The following is a 15,620-nucleotide window of genomic DNA, read 5'->3' on the forward strand; positions in this document are numbered from 1 at the left end:
ATGCGGCTATAATATTGGAGGTAGGTGCTACGGTGGTAGCACCTACAAACGTCGCAGGTAGAAACCAAGAGCATGAGCAAGAATAAGCGAGATTGAAAAGCTCTTTTTGAGGTAGATGCTACGGCGGTAGCACCTACAAAAGTAGCAGGTAGAAACCAAGAGCATGAGCGAGAATAAGCGAGTTTGAAAAGCTCTTTTCGATGTAGGTGCTACGCTGGTAGCACCTACAAACGTAGCAGGTAGAAACCAAGAGCATGAGTGAGAATAAGTGAGTTTGAAAAGCTCTTTTCGAGGTAGGTGCTACGCTGGTAGCACCTACAAACGTAGTAGGCAGAAACCAAGAGCATGAGCGAGAATAAGAGAGTTTGAATAGCTCTTTTCAAGGTAGGTGCTACGCTGGTAACACCTACAAACGTAGCATGTAGTAACCGGGAGCATGAGCGAGAATAAGTGAATTTGAAGTTAAATATATAAGGTACACTTTAAAAATACAATTACATTATGTTGGGGCAGTAAGTGCATCCATCTACATTGGTTAGTAACAACCATTAATTGCTATAGTCCTCAAAAGGGAATAAACCATTTCCTAGCTAGACAGGATTCTAACTTCTTCCTCTGAATGTTACTATAGCTACATTATCTTGCCTTTTGTTAGCTAATTGAAAGTAGAATATCTTCAATGGTATACACAGTATGAAATTTGCCATCTTTGAAACTTTATGAATTCAATTAAAATGCTCTAATGGGAAATGATCCATTTTAACATAAATTATTTACATTTTTAATCCGGCAAGGATCAGAAAAACACCAATTCCTATCACAAATAATTTACTAAAAGGAAGACCACCAGCTACACCTATGAGCCCTAAAGACATTGTAAGAATCAATGTTAGCGGACCAACAATAGCCAAAACAGCATTAATAGCAAGTGCTTTCTCGATACTGTTGAATTTAAGCATTAAAAGAGCTGCTGTTATTTCAAAAGTACCTGATAACAAACGAAGTAAAACCATCCCGATTAAAGCTACTTCAATAGTTGCTAACCATGTTTTCATAAAATCACCTACCTCTAGTCCTTTTGCTCTTACTACTTCTATGATGGACAAGAGATAAAGTTGCCAAAAAAGCAAAACTATTTTATTTTATTTATTATTACGATAACTTGGTAGTATGCATATACCAATATTATTTATATATATTGGTAATATTTATCTATTTTAACGGACAGTCTTTCTATAAAAGACAAATTTCTGTTCATTGCTTTTTAAAACTGATATACTATTGAAGGAAATTAAATCTATAATAGAAATCCTTGCTGATATATAAGCCAGTAAGGATTTTTATTGTTGTTGTTTTGTTACAGTTATTTTGACATAAGCGACAATTTTAGTGCGAAATATGTTAATATCGCCTGAAAATTAGATTAAATCTATGAAAAGTTACAGTTTTGATACAGAAATATAATACTCTTATTACAAGAATGTCATATTTCTCTGTTATTGTTTTGGAAGAGACGAAAAGCACTTTCTTTCATTTGTAGCCGATATAGATGGAAACTTATAACTATTAGGGGGAAAATCTGTGCTTAAAAAGTTAATAGTAACCACCTTGGTCTTAGGGTTAGGGCATTCTATTATTGTTGATAATGCCTATGCCACAGAAGGACTTAAGGATGAGCAAGAACGAACTCAACAAGAACGAGAAACTGTACGGTCAGAACTTTCTGATGCAGAGGTTTCACTTATTGCATTAGTTCAGGAACTCGACGTATTAAATAATCAACTCTCGGATCTAGATGAGAAAATTACGGAGAATCAAGAGAAGATAATTGAGACCGAAGAAAATATAGCGGAAAATGAGGAAGAAGTCGAAGTTTTGACGGTGGAAATGGAACGACTTCAAGATGACATTGATCAGCGATTTGAGTTATTAAAAGACCGAGCGAGTTCTTACCAGAAAAATGGTGGAGCCAGTACTTCATACATTGAAGTTGTCTTAGGATCTGAAAGTTTTGGAGATTTCGTGACTCGTGTAGTGACGATTTCAAGAATTGCACAAGCAGATGATGAATTTATTAAGCAATTAGAGCTAAATCAAAAAAAGCTTGAAAATGTACAAAAAGAACATGAAGACATTATTCAGGAGCTTCGTGATCAAGTTACTGAACTTGAGGTCTTACATGCTAATATTAAGGAACAACGTGAAGAAACAACTCAAATTAGAGATGATTTGAAAGAAAACGAAGAAAAGCAAGAAGCTCTCATTGCTGAGTTAATAAAAGAAGAGCAAGATCTTGCTTTAAAGGAAGAAGATATACGTGAGAGGATTGAAGCAGAAGTTCAAAGGCAAAATGCTGAAAAAGAGGCTCAGGCTGAAGCTGAGAAAGCCGCCGTTATCCAAGAAAAACCTGTAAATCAATCAAAAGAAAATAATAATAACACTAATAATAGTAATAATAATAATACTAGTACTAATAACAATAATTCTTCAACAGCAAACACTTCAAGCAATTCAAGCAACTCTGAAACCTTGACTAGCAGGGGACCGTCAAACTCTAAATCTTCTGATTCAGAAGTACAGAGCTGGAAAACATTTTCCGCAACAGCATACACTGCTTCTTGCGCAGGGTGTTCAGGAATTACGAGTACAGGAATTGATTTAAATAGAAATCCTAACAGTAAGGTTATTGCAGTTGACCCGAGCGTCATTCCACTTGGATCTCGAGTTGAAGTGAAAGGCTATGGGACATTTTTAGCAGCTGACACTGGTGGCGCAATCAATGGAAATAAGATTGATATATACATGTCCAACTGCGGAGATGCCTTATCATTCGGACGTCGATCAGTTGAACTACGGGTGTTAAATTAATTAAGTATTGTTTTATGAGAGAAATACGCTTAAAAACGCTTGGATAAATATCCTAGCGTTTTTATTTTTCAATTATGCTGTATTGATGACTATACACCGTTCACTTTAAAATTAGAATAGAACATCCGCTTTCTTTGAAGGAACTTATAATATTTTTTGGGAAAACTATCATTCGTCAATTCGATATAGTTAGTTACATAACAAGAACATTAGGGATATCTGTTATAATAGAGACTTATAATTTAATTCGCCATTATGACGGATAAACATCACATTCTGAATGCGCATTTTTAAACCATAACTATTTAATCATCTTTCAATGTGAATGTAAAAATGTTTGTTTTCTACTTACAATGTACCTATCTATTTTAGTGGATCTTGGTTGAAGAGGAAACGAATATCATCTATAATAATGAAGACAAATAATTCGGAGGTATATTATGGCTAAAGAAAGTTCATTTGATATTGTTTCCCAAGTAGATTTTTCCCGTGTGCAAAACGCGGTTGTGATGGCGACGAAGGAAATACAAACTCGCTATGATTTTAAAGGAAGTAAAAGTAGTCTTTCTTTAGAAAAAGAAGAGCTCGTTCTTGTTTCTGATGATGAATTCAAGATGGATCAGTTAAAAGATGTCTTCATCAGTAAGCTCATTAAACAAGAGGTTTCTTTGAAAAGTCTTGATTACGGAAAATTGGAAGGTGCATCTGGTGGTACTGTTCGTCAACGGGCAAAACTTGTCCAGGGTATCGATAAAGATAATGCTAAAAAAATTACGAAGCTTATTAAAGATAAAGGTCTGAAAGTAAAAACTCAAATTCAGGACGACCAAATTCGGGTGAGTGGTAAAAACCGAGATGATCTACAGACAGTTATCGCTGCTATTAGAGAGTCAGACCTGTCTATTCCAGTACAGTACGTGAATTATCGCTAAGATTAAAGTGACACAGATATAATTAAAGAAAAAGGCATCTCCCATGAAAAGCCGGGAGAAGCCTTTTTAATTTACATTTAGTTCTTAGATTTCACATTATTGTTTTCTTTCGAAGCTAGGACCGCTTTTGCTTCGTTATAGGTCAATCCAGACTTATCATTAAGACGTTTAACTTCATTAATATCTGTTCCTGTTACCGTTTTTTTCCCCATGATCAAATACCTCCTTTATGATTTGCATTGTATGTTTAGTTTTGGCAATTCAAGAGAAATATATTGGTATAGAAAAGAATTATCTTTAGAAATCTGTTAGTTATATCGTACGTAGAAGAAATCTTTTTAAAAGACACTCAAAAGCGAGAGGATAAATGATGATTGATAAAGTTTTGATCGTAGAGGGGAAGAACGATCGTAAACGAGTGAAGCAAGTACTTGATGAAGCAGTGGAAGTGATTTGTACTTACGGCACGCTAAGCGATGAGAAATTGGAACGATTTATTTTTCCAATAGAAGATTTGGATGTTTATATTCTAGTTGATGCTGATCAATCAGGTGAAAAATTGAGAAAACAATTGAAAAGAGAATTACCTAACGCAACTCATATTCACACAGAAAAGACGTATGGACAAATAGAAACAACTCCTTTTCATTATCTTACAGAAATATTAGAGGGTCATTTTAATGTCAAAGAATAGTAACCAGCAAATTGACAACTGTGATTATTTTTTACAGTAAAATTCAGTTCAGGTATTTCTTAACGTAGGAAGAATAATCAATACGCAAGAGTTTTAAGATAAGCGTTAAATCGAGATTAGTAAATCTAAGTAGCAGACTATATCTCAAAAGGTTTTATAAATGTTTTTTAAGAAAGGTGGAATACGACATTGGAATATTTATTTTTAATTATTGGATTTGCTTTATTAATACAAGGCGCTAATTATTTTGTGGATGGCTCTTCTAACATTGCAAGCTTACTTAACGTATCACCGATGCTTATAGGATTAACGATTGTAGCTTTTGGTACGAGTTCACCCGAGGCTACAGTTAGTATAATGGCAGCATTGAATGGAAATGCTGATGTTGCAATGGGGAATGTAGTAGGTAGTAATATATTTAACATCACGTTTGTAGTTGGTGTAACTGCTATCATTGCTCCTTTAACAGTGGAGAATGAAACGATAAGAAAAGAAATCCCTTTTACATTACTAGCAAGTGTTGCCTTACTTATATTTATGAGTGACATTGTGTTACAGTCTGGAAATTTGAATGTTATAACAAGAAGTGAAGGCTTAGTCTTATTCTTGATCCTTTCAGTTTTCATTTACTATATTTTGGAGGTTGCAAGAGCAAACAGAAATAATATCAGTCCTCTAGTTGAAGAAAAACAAAAGGATAGTCCAAGTCCTAAATGGGGCAAACAAATTTTCTTAACTCTTATCGGTCTTGCTGCAATCATTTTTGGAGGAAATTTAGTCGTTAATAGTAGTACTGAGATTGCTTATGCATTAGGCATGAGTGAAACATTAGTTGGTTTGACTATTGTCGCTATTGGAACATCTCTACCCGAACTTGTTACTTCTATTACAGCAGCTATAAAAAAACAAACAGAAATTGCATTGGGTAATATTGTTGGAAGTAACATCTTTAATATTTTGTTTGTACTAGGTGCTTCGGCCTTCATTGTTCCTTTGCAAATTGATCCAAAAATCTTTATTGATGTACTATTAATGATTATCCTCACCGTAGTATTGCTTGTCTTTTCTAGAAGTCATTTTAAAATCGGTAAAAATGAAGGGATATTCCTAGTTATCGCTTATGTAATCTATCTTTTCTATATCATTGCAAGAAATTAATACATGAATAACAGTCAGGAGAAATCAGATGTTATTACAGCCTTTGTCTAAAACCTTTTACGAACAAGAAGCGTTAATGTTGGCCAAGTCTTTGTTAGGGAAACTACTTGCGAAAAAAACAGAAGAGGGCATAGCGGCAGGTAGAATTGTGGAGACAGAGGCTTACATGGGACCAATGGATCAAGCAGCTCACAGCTATCAAAACAGACGAACGAAACGAACGGAGGTCATGTTTGGTCCACCAGGATATACTTACACGTATTCGATGCACACGCACTGTCTCGTTAACGTTGTTTGCGGAGAGGAAGGCCAACCACAAGCCGTGTTAATTCGGGCCGTTGAACCTCTTTCCGGGATTGAACTAATGTATCAAAGACGTGATAAAGTAAAAAAAGAAACAGATTTAACGAGTGGCCCGGGAAAACTTACAAAAGCAATGGGTATCACAATGAATGACTATGGAAAACCATTAGATAGTGATACCATTTTTATCGCTGAAGGTGAAACACCACTCTCTATTTCCCACGGACCAAGAATTGGAATTGCAAATAGTGGCGAGGCAAAAGATTATCCTTGGCGGTTTTGGGAAACAGGTAATCGTTTTGTTTCTCGCTGACGATAGTAATTAGTTAATCTATAGCAAAGGGTAATATCAAAAAAACATATTTAAACTAAACAAAGCACTTGTTCGATTAATCGAACAAGTGCTTTGTTTATATATAACTTTAACCAGTGTAGTTATTTCTTTTTATCTTCTCTTACGGCTCTTTTCCTAGCTTTTTTGCTTTGATTTCCAAGTCCAAGGTCATCAGGAGTACTATTTCCTTTTTTCTTATTAGACATTGCTTTTTGTTCACCTCTATCTAGAATATTTCTCCTTTACATGTATTATTATGTAAATAAACTGAAAGATTTTTCGAAGGTATTATAAATAAAAATGACCCAGCTCATTTTAGTTAACATAGTGCATAGATATGAAGGAGAGTGACTTATAAGTCACTCTCCTTCTCACGAACTTTATATTTTTATATAGTTACCACCTTGCTTATTTATGTTGATTTTTTTGCTCGTATTCGTAAATAGCCCAGTATACTTCTTCATCTGTGTATAGGGACAGTTCAATGTTTTCCATTTGTATATCCTCCATTTGTTATTATTAAGTATAAAACAACTGATTAAATTCACTTTTAGCATGGAAGTCCTAATCAAGTACAGATACTTGTTCTAGTAGCATTTTTATACAAACGCTCATTTCTGTTACGAACCAATTTATATTTTGTTTGCTTTCTATTTTGCTCATATTGATAGATAGCCCAGTATACTTCTTCATCTGTATATAGGGACAGTTCAATGTTTTCCATTTGTGTATCCCCTCCTTTGATAATTTTAGTATAGTACAGGTTAGTTAATTAATGTTCCATTGCGTAAGGTTTTATGACAGAAAGATTTCTGTCAATTCAAATTATTGAATAAATAGTCATTGCTCTCATGTAATCAAAACTGCCCCCCTCGTAATACGAGGGGGGCAGTTTTGATTGAGAAAGCAAATTCAATCTATTTAGCTAATTTAAATTAAAGCTCAAACTATACAAAGAAGAAATAAACAATTGTCCCTATAAGTGCTGGAACAAACGTTACAACATAAATAATGCTTAAAATAATCAAGCGAGATTTTGTGTCTTTACTATAGTTTTTGTCATCTGGTTTCATACCAACAAGAACGGTTCCGACAAGACCTGCTAAGCATATAATTAAGGTTATGATGAGGTAAGGAATATAGTCCATAGTGTTAAAATCCTTTCTGCAAAAATATTAGAATATTATACATACCAGTATTGCCTAATGTCTCATCACGTAATTAGCTTAGAAGAACAGATGTGAGGAGAGTTGAAAGGGATATATTAAATACTTCTTTAAATGTAACACACTTTAATGAAGTTATAAATAACTAAAATAGATGACGATCGAATAGAATTAAATATTTTCACCATCACTTCACTTATGGGGAAAAGAGACTTTCCTCTGTTCGATCGACGAAAATAACAATCTCTAAACACTAAGACTTAATCAATTTTTATTTACACAAAAAAACGTTAAAGCAATAGAAACATACTTTAACGTCATGTAATGTTAGTTATTCAACAACAAGCATTGCTGTCATATCATCGTGATCTGCTCCGCACATGATACTGCATTTTATACTCCCCAGGTTCAAGGTTAACAGTTGCACTTTCTCCATCTTCAATATCTACATCCGTACCTATAATCTTAATCCCATGGTTACCCTCACCATTTACATAATTAATTGCTACTGCTTCACCTGAAGGAATAGTGTAAGTATCAGAGTCAAATTCCCAATTAACCCTTTCAATCGTAACCTCTGAACTAACTTCGTTGCCTCCACTTGAAGGAGCATTTTCATTTCCCCCACAACCAACTAACGTCAGTAATAAAATAGCGCTAGTAATTACTGTAAATACCTTACATCCCATAATAGAAAACCTCCTATAATTAGATACATGCAGTTTCAGCTAAATACTGTATGTCTAAGGTAATTATAAATTGAAATTCAGATAAACTAAGTGATTTATATCACAGGGAAAAGGAAGACATTGAACATTTTGTGAACCACCTTGGTTTATTTAAGTTAGAAAACGATCCATGCAAAATCTCATGCAGAAAGTAATTGACTAAGTTGGGCAGTTCACTGCACACTTTATTTATCGTTTTTGAAATAGTTTAGTAACAAAAAGCTTTTATAGATTTGTTTCTTCCTTAATAGATAGATAGCCTTTAGATCCCTAATAATAGGGGAAACGGGTTCATATAAATTAAAACTGCTACTTCACCAGAAACGGAATGTGATATTTTCCTTTACGTTTGCTTTACGAAATTCATCTAAATAAAACAATCCGTTAAAAAGTTCTTAATATCCAGATGATACGATGATCTCATCAAAGGAAACGAGGAGGTAATTTTTACGATGGATGTGCGCGCAGTGTTTATCGACATGGATGGAACGCTCTTAACAACTTCAAACGAAATTTCTCAGAGAAATAAGGAAGCAATTCATGCACTAATTAACCAAGGGATCAAAGTTTTTCTCGCAACAGGCCGACAATATGAAATTACTGCTCCCTACCATAAAGCGCTAGGATTAATGACACCAATGATATGTCTGAACGGGGCTTCTATTCACGATGGTCGAACAGGTAAAGCGATTCAGAAAAAAACAATTCTATTAGATGATGAGTATTTTCACCAATTGACGGGGGATGATCCTTGCAATGTCATTGTTCATACGGCAACTGGACTATATTGTAAACGGACCAGTATTGAAATAGATGAGTGGACGAGAGAGGGGAACATACCTCCATCCTATATTGGAGATTTAAGGCTTGCTAACTATCGGGATGTACTAAAGTATAGTATTCGGACAGGAACTTCGAGTACAGAGTTTGCAAGGAAGTTTTCAAAGCATGGTGAGGTCATTGATTGGAATGATGGATTTGAAATTCTCGCTAATGGCGTATCAAAATGGTCTGCTATCCGAACATTGCTTCGGGCCTATAGTATTCCAACGACTGAAGTAGTCACCATAGGGGATGGACCAAACGATATCCAAATGCTTAGCAATGCAGGAACAGGCGTCGCTATGAGTAATGCTGGTAGTTTGGTAAAAGAAGCTGCGGACTTCGTCACCGGTCATCATGAACACGATGGTCTCGCCGAATTTATTGAGCGCTATTTAATTAGCTCGTATGCTGTATAAAATGATAGAATCCCGGTAAAACAAACTAAAAATGTTACGCCTTACCGAATCGTTCAACCCGATTCGGATTTGTTGTGTTTGAAATACCAGATTATCCAGGAGAAATACACATTCCACTATTACCATATTTAATTCTATGATAATATTTATTTATATTATCTAATTAATCTATATATTAATTAAATAGGTTTAATAGGGTTAAAAGGAGGACGATTATATGGATAAAGTTACTTTATTAAGTGGTATATTCAAGGATTCGCAGCAAAAAGGAAAAGATTACTTGCTCTATCTTGATGTTGATCGTTTAGTCGCACCTTGTTATGAATCGGCTTCACAAAAACCTAAAAAGCCCCGATATGGTGGGTGGGAATCGACAGGAATAAGTGGTCACTCGATAGGACATTGGTTATCAGCTGCTGCTCAAATGTACACGATTACAAAAGATGGTAAGCTCTTAGAAAAATTGGAATATGCCGTTGACGAACTTGCTCATATTCAACGTTTTGATGATAAGGGTTATGTAAGTGGATTTCCCAGAGATTGTTATGACAAAGCTTTTTCCGGCGATTTTGAAGTAGAACATTTTAGTTTGGCTGGACAATGGGTTCCTTGGTACAGCTTACATAAAATATTTGCCGGACTCATAGATATTTATACACTTATTGGTAATGATAAAGCTCTGGAGGTTGTTATCAATCTAGCAGACTGGGCGAAGAAAGGCACGGATAATTTGTCCGAAGAGCAATTTCAAAAAATGCTTACTTGTGAGCATGGTGGTATGAATGAGGCAATGGCTGATCTGTACACGATTACAGGAAATGAAGACTACTTAAATCTCGCTATCCGATTTTGCCATCTTGCTGTACTGGACCCTTTAGCAAAAGGAATTGATGACCTAGAAGGAAAACATGCAAATACTCAAATTCCTAAAGTAATCGGTGCTGCAAAACTTTTTAATATCACTGGGGATACGAAGTATAAAAAAATAGCATGTTTCTTTTGGGATCTAGTTACAGAATCTCGTTCCTATATTATTGGCGGAAATAGTATTAATGAACATTTTGGTCCAAGCAATGACGAAAAACTTGGTGTTCAGACAACGGAAACTTGTAACACTTACAATATGTTGAAGCTGACGGAGCATATGTTTGACTGGTTCAAGGAGGCTAAACACATTGATTATTATGAAAGAGCATTATACAATCACATATTAGCATCTCAAGATCCAGATTCAGGAATGAAAACATATTTTATTTCTTCACAACCTGGCCATTTCAAGGTCTATTGCTCACCAGATGACTCTTTTTGGTGTTGTACAGGAACAGGAATGGAAAACCCGGCTCGTTATACGCGAAACATTTATCAATCAAGTAATGACGATTTATATGTAAATTTGTTTATTTCATCGGAACTTGATATGGATGAAAAACAGGTTAAAATCAAACAGAAGGCAGATTTTCCGAACACTGATAAGACTACGTTAGTTTTTGAAGAAGCGGAAAGTGAACGATTAAATCTTCATATTCGTGTTCCTTATTGGGTTGCAGGCGAAGTATCCGTTGTGATAAATGGTAAAGAGAAGTATTCTCGCTCTGAAAATGGATATTTAACACTCAGTAGAGAATGGCAATCTGGGGATACCGTTGACATTCATCTCCCTATGAATCTGCATACCTATAAAGCAAAAGATCAATCGAATAAAATAGGAATGATGTATGGTCCTCTAGTACTAGCTGGGGCATTAGGGAAAGAAAATTTCCCTGAAAGTGACATTCTTGCTGATCACTTAAAGTTAAATAATCACCCGTTAATTCATGTGCCTACACTTGTAGCAGACAAAGAAAATGTGCAGGATTGGCTAAAACAAGTCGATGGTAAACAATTAACATTTGAGACAGATGCTATTGGTCAACCTGGGAATCAAAAACTGACTCTTGTTCCATTTTATAATCTCCATCATGAAAGGTACACATTGTATTGGAATGTGATGGAGCAACAAGAATTTGAAGTGTTTGAGGATAAAGTGCAAGATGAACTCGAAAAACGTCGAGCACATACGGTAGATGAGGTTCAGCCAAATGAACAACAACCTGAAGTGGAACACAATATCCAAAAACAAAATTCGCAATCTGACTATCTGGCACTTGTCCAAAGAGGATGGCGTGATGCAAGAGATGGAGGATTCTTTAGCTACGACATGGCTGTTGAATCGGACAAAAAAATGTATTTAGAAGTAACCTATTTTGGCGGCGATCGAACAATAATAGAAAATGAGAAAAAATACGTTCGTGAATTTAACATTTTAATTGATGACACCCCAATTGTAAATCAAACGTTGGATGGTCACGGTTCACCTGTTAGTACATTTGAAGTTCAATATGCTATACCACAGGATCTATTGAGAGGAAAACAAAAGATAGAAGTAAAATTTAAGTCCTCCGAAGGAAAAATTGCTGGAGGTATATATGGAGTCAGAATTGTTAAGTTAAACGAATAGAAAATTTTTTTATGCTTGATTTCTCCTCGAGAGATTAGGCATTTTTTTATTTTAATAAGGTAAAATAAGACGCTGTGAGTTTTCCTTAATAGAACAGTCAGTACTTCATCTTCACTTTTCTCTATTTTGAGCTCTTTACATAAAGTTTTACAAAAATTCAAGGATTAAATTACTGTATTAGGGAATGTTGTCTAAGAGAGGTTATAGAAATTAATAGAGGAGAAAAGTGATGAAAAAGCTCGATATAAAAAATGAAATATGTTTAATAGATGGATTAGAGATTCATTGTGAGTATGTCATGAATGGCAAACCTCCTATTTTACTTTTACATGGTTTCTTGTCTTCAACGTATACATTTCATCGTATTACCCCTATGCTTCAAGAGCATTACTCTGTAATTGCGATTGACTTTCCTGGTTTTGGAAAAAGTGAAAAATCACAATCCTTTATATACTCCTACCATAATTACGCTAAATTTGTGAAAGAATGTGCAGACTATTTCAACTTAGGGCAATTTTATATAGCTGGTCACTCTATGGGAGGACAAATTGCTTTGAATGTTGTTAAATTAATGCCGCAAAGAGTGAAGGGGCTAGTATTACTTGGATGTTCTGGTTACCTAAAAAAATCACGCAAGATTTGGATTTACAGTTCTTACCTTCCTTTTTTTGATAGATTCATTTATTTATACGTTAATCGGACAGGCGTTGTTAAAGCATTAAAAAATGTCGTGTATAATCAATCATTGATTACAGAAAAACATGTTGAAGAGTTTGGTAAACCATTAACAGATAAAAACTTCTATAAAGGTCTTGCTAGGCTGTTACGTTACAGGGAAGGAGACTTAACATCGGAACAGCTTCAAGAGATAGCCATACCCTCTTTATTAATTTGGGGAGAAGAAGACCGCGTTGTCCCTATTCACATTGGTAATAAATTAGCGGAAGATTTACCCGAAGCTCGGATGATCACCTTCAAAGAGACTGGACATCTTATTACCGAAGAACGTCCTAATGAAGTTTGTGAAGCGATCATCTCTCATTGCTGTTAGCAAATTTTTCAGTAGGTAAGCTAGTTAAATGAATGTTGTAAAGAATATGTATAGATTTTGTTTACGAGAAAACAAAACCTTTATGCTGCCTCAACAATGAGTTCACAATTATCTGTTAAGTTTGAAACAGATAGTTAATGATCAATTGGGAGGTTATAAAGTGAGGATAGCAATTTTTTCTGATACGTATTCCCCAGAAATAAACGGAGTAGCCAGAACGTTGAAGAGATTGACGGATTATTTGGATCAAGTAGGTATTGAATACAAATTATTTGTACCTGAAAATCAGCTCAGTACTCCTGACATTACTAGTGTTGAGAGATTAGCGAGTATCCCGTTGCTTTTATATCCTGAATGCCGACTGGCGTTTCCGAATATGAACCTGTTGAAACAATCTCTTCATGATTTTTCACCGGACCTCATTCATATAGTGACTCCATTTAACGTTGGTCTTTACGGTCTTTACTACGGTAAAAAATACAATATTCCAATGGTAGCTTCCTATCACACGCACTTTGACGAATATCTGGACTATTATCACTTACCACTTTTAAAAACATGGTATTGGCGGTATATGGTGTGGTTCCATCGCTCATTTGAAAAACTGTATGTTCCATCTATTAGTACAAGAGATAAATTATATAAACACAAAATCCACTCTGAAATTGATGTTTGGGGAAGAGGTGTCAATAATCAGTTTTTTTCCCCTGCCAATCGTACAATTGAACTGAAGAAAAAATACGGAATAAAAGAAAAAAATATTTTATTGTACGTTGGACGATTATCCGCTGAAAAAGGCGTCCAAATAGCATTAGACACCTTTCACTCGCTTCCTCCCACCCTATATCATCAAACACACCTCATTATTGCAGGTGATGGACCTTTATTAAACCAATTAAAACAAGCTAATCAGGAAAAAGTGACCTTTACAGGTTTTTTAGAAGGAGAGGGACTAGCTGAAGTGTACGCTTCAAGTGATCTGTTCATTTTCCCATCCTCTACGGAAACATTTGGAAATGTTGTGCTCGAAGCTTTATCCGCTGGGTTACCTGTTATAGGAGCAAAAGCAGGAGGGGTTCAACATTTGATTGACCACGATACTACTGGTTTTTTATGTCCTCCTGATGACACAACGTATTTTATAAAATATACGGAACGATTACTTTCAAATGAGGAGCAAAGGAAAGAAATGAGCTCTCAGGCAAGAACATACGCTTTAACTCAATCATGGGATGAAATCTTAGCGGAGTTAATCAAAGGTTATGAAAATGTGTTGAAAAAGACCATTCGGCACTCTGCTTAACTGTTCGATCGATAAAAATTCAGAAAAGTATTAAAATTATTGTACTTTTATATTGATAGAAAAGTAGTAAAGCTTTATAATTAAACTCATCTTTATAAAATAGCTGAGAATAGAGGAGTGTAGCTGAGATGAGTAGAGAAGTTGAAGTGAAAAAAGGGTATTTTGGTGAGTTTGGAGGTAGTTTCATTCCTGAAGAACTTCAAAAGGTCATGGACATACTCGAAGAAAACTTTGAATATTACAAGAATGATCCTGAATTTATTGCAGAATATAACTATTATTTAAAAGAATATGTGGGTAGAGAAAACCCATTAACGTTTGCTGAAAACATTACTGAATATGCGAACGGAGCCAAAATATATCTCAAACGGGAAGACTTAAATCATACGGGAGCCCATAAAATTAATAATGTCATTGGTCAAATACTGCTTGCTAAACGCATGGGTGCCAAAAGAATTATTGCGGAAACAGGTGCAGGTCAACATGGTGTAGCCACGGCAACTGCTTGCGCAATGTTCAAAATGGAATGTATCATTTACATGGGTAAACTGGATACGGAACGTCAAGCATTGAATGTTTTTCGTATGGAGGTTTTAGGTGCAAAAGTTATCTCTGTTGATGCCGGTCAAGGAAGATTAAAAGATGCTGTAGATGCTGCCTTAAATGACTTAGTAGAAAACTATCAACATACTTTCTATCTACTAGGTTCTGCTGTAGGTCCACATCCATTCCCTACGATGGTCAAACATTTTCAATCAATTATAAGTGAGGAATCGAAAAAACAGATTTTAGAAAAAGAAGGTAAACTCCCAACAGCTGTCGTAGCTTGTACTGGTGGTGGGAGCAATGCTATCGGAGCATTCGCGCATTATATCGACGAGGAAGACGTTCGATTAATTGGTGTAGAGCCAGCTGAAGCACCGACCTTAACAGAAGGTGTCTCAGCGGTTATTCATGGATTTAAATGTTTGACGTTGATAGATGAAAAAGGAAATCCCAAACCAACTTATTCCATTTCTGCAGGGTTAGATTATCCGGGCATTGGTCCAGAGCATAGTTATTTAAAGGAATCCGGACGAGCTGAATATGTTACAGTAACTGGAGATGAAGCCCTGGAAGCCTTTCAGCTTCTATCCAAAAAAGAAGGAATCCTTCCAGCCTTAGAAAGTGCCCATGCCATCTCCTATGCTATTAAACTTGCAAAAGAACTGAGTCACGATGACATCATTATTGTTAATTTGTCAGGTCGGGGAGATAAGGATGTAGAGCAAGTCTTTAAACTATTAAATAAATAAATTATATTGAAAAGAGGATGTCTCGAAAGGTGAAAAAACCTTAGGGACAT

14 protein-coding genes are annotated in these 15,620 nt (G+C 35.4%); 10 read left to right on the top strand and 4 right to left on the bottom strand.

Annotated elements, in window-relative coordinates:
• Positions 1-773: 773 nt before the first annotated feature.
• Positions 774-1,055, bottom strand: a complete 282-nt coding sequence (locus ACHABW_RS12165) for a YqhV family protein (RefSeq protein ID WP_110935934.1) — start codon at positions 1,053-1,055, stop codon at positions 774-776.
• A 526-nt stretch (positions 1,056-1,581) separates the two neighbouring features.
• Here ACHABW_RS12165 and ACHABW_RS12170 point away from each other — a divergent pair.
• Complete coding sequence (locus ACHABW_RS12170; RefSeq protein WP_435755560.1) at positions 1,582-2,868, top strand: PcsB-like coiled-coil domain-containing protein; 1,287 nt, start codon at positions 1,582-1,584, stop codon at positions 2,866-2,868.
• Between the two features lie 440 nt (positions 2,869-3,308).
• Positions 3,309-3,800, top strand: a complete 492-nt coding sequence (locus ACHABW_RS12175; protein WP_110935935.1) for a YajQ family cyclic di-GMP-binding protein — start codon at positions 3,309-3,311, stop codon at positions 3,798-3,800.
• Between the two features lie 77 nt (positions 3,801-3,877).
• Here ACHABW_RS12175 and ACHABW_RS12180 read toward each other — a convergent pair whose 3' ends face one another.
• Complete coding sequence (locus ACHABW_RS12180; protein ID WP_259457970.1) at positions 3,878-4,012, bottom strand: hypothetical protein; 135 nt, start codon at positions 4,010-4,012, stop codon at positions 3,878-3,880.
• A 158-nt stretch (positions 4,013-4,170) separates the two neighbouring features.
• On the opposite strand from ACHABW_RS12180, the gene ACHABW_RS12185 reads away from it, so the two are divergent.
• The 3 genes from ACHABW_RS12185 to ACHABW_RS12195 all read left to right on the top strand — a co-directional run bounded on the left by ACHABW_RS12185 (position 4,171) and on the right by ACHABW_RS12195 (position 6,268).
• The gene (locus tag ACHABW_RS12185) at positions 4,171-4,494 is read left to right on the top strand and encodes a toprim domain-containing protein (protein WP_435755623.1); all 324 of its coding nucleotides are present in this window, start codon (positions 4,171-4,173) and stop codon (positions 4,492-4,494) included.
• 189 nt (positions 4,495-4,683) lie between these two features.
• A complete protein-coding gene (locus tag ACHABW_RS12190; protein ID WP_435755561.1) occupies positions 4,684-5,652 on the top strand; it encodes a calcium/sodium antiporter in 969 nt (322 codons plus the stop codon).
• A gap of 28 nt (positions 5,653-5,680) precedes the next feature.
• A complete protein-coding gene (locus ACHABW_RS12195; protein WP_435755562.1) occupies positions 5,681-6,268 on the top strand; it encodes a DNA-3-methyladenine glycosylase in 588 nt (195 codons plus the stop codon).
• Positions 6,269-6,857: 589 nt separating this feature from the next.
• On the opposite strand, the gene ACHABW_RS12200 is transcribed toward ACHABW_RS12195, so the two are convergent.
• Both ACHABW_RS12200 and ACHABW_RS12205 read right to left on the bottom strand, forming a co-directional pair.
• Positions 6,858-7,013 carry a hypothetical protein gene (locus ACHABW_RS12200; RefSeq protein ID WP_183041186.1) on the bottom strand — a complete coding sequence of 52 codons (156 nt, stop codon included), beginning with the start codon at positions 7,011-7,013 and terminating at the stop codon, positions 6,858-6,860.
• Positions 7,014-7,814: 801 nt separating this feature from the next.
• The gene (locus tag ACHABW_RS12205; RefSeq protein WP_435755563.1) at positions 7,815-8,144 is read right to left on the bottom strand and encodes a cytochrome C oxidase subunit II; all 330 of its coding nucleotides are present in this window, start codon (positions 8,142-8,144) and stop codon (positions 7,815-7,817) included.
• 491 nt (positions 8,145-8,635) lie between these two features.
• On the opposite strand from ACHABW_RS12205, the gene ACHABW_RS12210 reads away from it, so the two are divergent.
• From ACHABW_RS12210 to trpB, 5 genes are all read left to right on the top strand, one after another.
• Positions 8,636-9,424 (top strand): HAD family hydrolase, encoded by a 789-nt coding sequence (locus ACHABW_RS12210; protein ID WP_110935939.1) that lies wholly within the window; start codon positions 8,636-8,638, stop codon positions 9,422-9,424.
• Between the two features lie 217 nt (positions 9,425-9,641).
• Positions 9,642-11,921 carry a beta-L-arabinofuranosidase domain-containing protein gene (locus tag ACHABW_RS12215; protein ID WP_435755564.1) on the top strand — a complete coding sequence of 760 codons (2,280 nt, stop codon included), beginning with the start codon at positions 9,642-9,644 and terminating at the stop codon, positions 11,919-11,921.
• 229 nt (positions 11,922-12,150) lie between these two features.
• The gene (locus ACHABW_RS12220) at positions 12,151-12,972 is read left to right on the top strand and encodes an alpha/beta fold hydrolase (protein ID WP_435755565.1); all 822 of its coding nucleotides are present in this window, start codon (positions 12,151-12,153) and stop codon (positions 12,970-12,972) included.
• 160 nt (positions 12,973-13,132) lie between these two features.
• Positions 13,133-14,275 (top strand): glycosyltransferase family 4 protein, encoded by a 1,143-nt coding sequence (locus tag ACHABW_RS12225; protein WP_435755566.1) that lies wholly within the window; start codon positions 13,133-13,135, stop codon positions 14,273-14,275.
• Positions 14,276-14,403: 128 nt separating this feature from the next.
• Positions 14,404-15,570: a tryptophan synthase subunit beta gene (gene trpB, locus ACHABW_RS12230; protein ID WP_435755567.1), complete on the top strand. Its 1,167-nt coding sequence runs from the start codon at positions 14,404-14,406 to the stop codon at positions 15,568-15,570.
• Positions 15,571-15,620 lie beyond the last annotated feature (50 nt).

The sequence above is a fragment of the Salipaludibacillus sp. CF4.18 genome, from assembly GCF_051262595.1.
Taxonomy (GTDB): domain Bacteria; phylum Bacillota; class Bacilli; order Bacillales; family Salisediminibacteriaceae; genus Salipaludibacillus; species Salipaludibacillus neizhouensis.